The 2,752-nt window shown below is 52.4% G+C and carries 3 protein-coding genes; 1 reads left to right on the forward strand and 2 read right to left on the reverse strand.

Annotation, left to right across the window (positions count from 1 at the left end):
- Positions 1-349: integrase core domain-containing protein (locus OSO_RS52825; RefSeq protein WP_010586817.1), on the forward strand; the 349-nt coding region annotated here is incomplete at its 5' end.
- A gap of 79 nt (positions 350-428) precedes the next feature.
- Here OSO_RS52825 and OSO_RS0131055 read toward each other — a convergent pair.
- Both OSO_RS0131055 and OSO_RS0131065 read right to left on the reverse strand, forming a co-directional pair.
- The gene (locus OSO_RS0131055; protein ID WP_010586818.1) at positions 429-1,595 is read right to left on the reverse strand and encodes a hypothetical protein; all 1,167 of its coding nucleotides are present in this window, start codon (positions 1,593-1,595) and stop codon (positions 429-431) included.
- Between the two features lie 760 nt (positions 1,596-2,355).
- Positions 2,356-2,752, reverse strand: a 397-nt coding sequence (locus OSO_RS0131065; RefSeq protein ID WP_010586820.1) for an integrase core domain-containing protein, incomplete at its 5' end; no start/stop codon positions are given.

Below are 2,752 nucleotides of genomic sequence, written 5' to 3' on the forward strand. Positions count from 1 at the left end.
CTGTATGGAAGCTCTCGACGAAGCGTTGAAGTATGGTCGTCCCGAGATCTTCAACACGGACCAGGGATCGCAATTTACGAGTCACGAATTTACCAAGCGACTCGAACAGGAGTCGATCGCCATCAGCATGGATGGGAAAGGGCGAGCGATTGACAACGTGATGATCGAACGACTTTGGCGAACCGTGAAATACGAGAACATCTACCTCAAGGAATACGTGACAGGAGCCGATTGTCATGAAGGATTGAAGGCGTACTTCCAGTACTATCGCCACGAGCGACCTCACCAGGGTTTGGCCAACCGCACTCCCTGGCAAGCCTATCAAATCCCTCGCTCCAGACCCCGGTGAAGACCATCTAAGAATTGGCTCCCGGTGGTCCGAAAAACGGGGTCCACTTCACTGGTCCCCTAACCGTTGCCGTATTAGGTCACGCGCGACGCTTCTTTAACCACACAAAGCTACATACGACAGCCGCGCAGAATAGAACTAGAGTCAGCCCTAATACAGCAAATCTCCAGCGATCTGCCGCTGCTCGTTCCATTCGAATCGTCTGAAGCGTTTCGTCTAGCCGTGCGCCATTCGCTCCAGACCGATAGGTTCTTGCAACCTGATTCCCCGTTCCATCGTCTTCAAGTTTTGTGAAGTCCGTGACGATCGCCCCGGATGGAAGCTCTAATCGAAACAGTTCATCAAGCACATCATTGGCATGAATATCAACAACTTGATAATCGTCAGCGACCAAAGGCCGATTGCGAAGTTCAGCAGGAGCTGAGGCGTCGGCGAAACGTTCAAACGTTGCTTGTTTGGGGAACCAGGTTCCTTCACACACCTCCACAAAATCTCTGCACATCGTGCGCGCAAGCAAAACACCAGCATTCGAATCGCGGACAATCTGCTGACGAACGACATACCCCAGTGATGCATCACACCAGAGTGACATTGGGCGTTCGCTGGCAACATCGATCACGAGACATTCTGCACCATCCACCGCTTCGCGCGCCGGCCGAATCGTGCATAGCCCTTTTTTGATGACTCCGGTCATTCGATTGTTCGCTCGTGTATTCTGCGGATTGAGCACATCCGGTCGGGTGCGGAATGTGAGGCTCATATATTCTGGGCTAAAACATCCCGCATCGTCGAGCTCGTGGTTTCCAACTCCAATTGTCGCGGTTTGGCCGCCAGGACCACGTTTTCGAAGCGTCGCCCCGTCATAGGCGAAGGCAAGATTCGCCGCGGCCCGAATCGGTTGCGTTTTTGGCTCGAGCGGCATGAGACTCGCGGTGACACCAGACAAATCCTCGGTTCGCTCCATCGAGTAATATCGTTTATTGCCTTTAAATGCGTACGTTTGCGAGTTGCTCGGCAATGTGATCATCCGAAGATATTTACTTGCCTCTTGGGCTGTTCCAATCAAACGAGCCTTGCAACTGAAACGGACAAAGAGACTTTGCGTCATTCGTTCTTGAGCTTCGAATGTATCGGAAACATCCTGCAACAATTGAGCGTCCTCGCTCCATGCACAGTTCGCAGTTCCGAATGCCACCAGAATGCAAGCGATCAAAGGAGCTGAATACCGCCGATGGACTGTTCTCATTTCGCCTCCAAGCCTACAGTTTTCACTTTGGCTGCTGAAAGACTCTATATTGGCTCACCGACCGACTGCCCGAACCCACAGACATAATGCCTTAATTCTTTGCCATCCGCAAGAAGCTCGGTTTTAGACTCGAGAAGTTGCAACGTCACATCATGCTGCCCCGCTAGTTAGGCCTCTGCGGTGGGGACAGAACAGCTGGATGCCCTCGGTCATCACGAAGCCTTTGAGGCAGCAGATCACTGCCAGCGGCCCGGTCGTAGATCAGATTGCCAGCGATTTGTCAGGAATCTGCAATCGATCCAGAGTGAGCTCAAGTCGACCGCCACACGGATGATCAGAGAAAAAATAACGAATGCGATCTCATTGCGCGATCGAAAAATACGTATATCCTGCGAGCTCTATCTTCCGGGTGTCAGCCATGAACGATACTCCTTACGTTCGATCTGATACACAGTTTCCTTGCCAATCTCAGTCATGAAATGTGTTCTACTTCTTCAGAATATAAATGTCTCCTGGCGGAAACTCCTTGATGAATAGCGCGAGTTGACCGGGCACACAAGACACCACCACTCCGCTCAGGTCTACTAGCGCAGAATCGATGGCCTCCTCAAGTGGCAACTCCAGTCCGTCGATCTCGCGCCTGCCTCCGATAACATGCGCGGTCTCGTACGCTCCATGCTCCCGAAGCAATGTTGCAAGATCCTCCGACTGAAGTGGACCCCGTTTTTCGGACCACCGGGAGCCAATTCTTAGATGGTCTTCACCGGGGTCTGGAGCGAGGGATTTGATAGGCTTGCCAGGGAGTGCGGTTGGCCAAACCCTGGTGAGGTCGCTCGTGGCGATAGTACTGGAAGTACGCCTTCAATCCTTCATGACAATCGGCTCCTGTCACGTATTCCTTGAGGTAGATGTTCTCGTATTTCACGGTTCGCCAAAGTCGTTCGATCATCACGTTGTCAATCGCTCGCCCTTTCCCATCCATGCTGATGGCGATCGACTCCTGTTCGAGTCGCTTGGTAAATTCGTGACTCGTAAATTGCGATCCCTGGTCCGTGTTGAAGATCTCGGGACGACCATACTTCAACGCTTCGTCGAGAGCTTCCATACAGAACTCCACATCCATGCTGTTGGACAATTGCCAAGCCAGCACGTACCGG

Origin of the sequence: Schlesneria paludicola DSM 18645, from assembly GCF_000255655.1 — a bacterium.
Lineage (GTDB): Bacteria > Planctomycetota > Planctomycetia > Planctomycetales > Planctomycetaceae > Schlesneria > Schlesneria paludicola.

Bases quoted from the DNA above. Each gene is read 5' to 3' on its own strand.
- OSO_RS0131055 (WP_010586818.1), bottom strand. From the start codon at position 1,595: ATGAGAACAGTCCATCGGCGGTATTCAGCTCCTTTGATCGCTTGCATT.